Origin of the sequence: Xanthobacter autotrophicus (assembly GCF_029991245.1) — a bacterium.
GTDB classification, from domain to species: Bacteria; Pseudomonadota; Alphaproteobacteria; order Rhizobiales; family Xanthobacteraceae; genus Xanthobacter; species Xanthobacter autotrophicus_C.
Genome location: NZ_JAIVFO010000472.1, coordinates 1 through 386, shown reverse-complemented (window position 1 = coordinate 386; position 386 = coordinate 1). Strand labels below are relative to the sequence as shown.

The 386-nt window shown below is 31.1% G+C and carries 1 protein-coding gene; it reads left to right on the top strand.

Features of this window, described 5'->3' with window-relative positions; all coding sequences use genetic code 11:
- Positions 1-386 (top strand): NAD(P)H-dependent oxidoreductase subunit E (locus K9U41_RS23740; RefSeq protein WP_282643270.1); only part of this gene is annotated, 386 nt, incomplete at both ends.

Sequence of the window (386 nt, the reverse complement as noted above, 5' to 3'; positions counted from 1 at the left end):
GCATTGGAATTAACAGCAACAGTTGCATTTCATAATGGTCATTTAGACTGCCAAAATGAGCTAGTTCAAAAAATGTTTGATGAATTAGATAATTTCATCAAATCATTGAATTTTACAAAGCACGATCCTTTAAGAAAAGGTCATTTAATTCAAGTTCTTCATAAAGCCCAAGAAATCTTTGGATATCTACCTGAAGAAGTACAGATATTTGTTGCAAAAAAAATGAATTTGCATCACTCGGAAGTATCTGGAGTAATTAGTTTTTATAATTTCTTTTCTACTACACCAAAAGGTAAACATAAAATCAACATTTGCTTAGGTACCGCTTGCTTTGTGAAAGGGGCATCAAGAATTCTTGAAGAATTTACAAATCAATTAGGTATTGG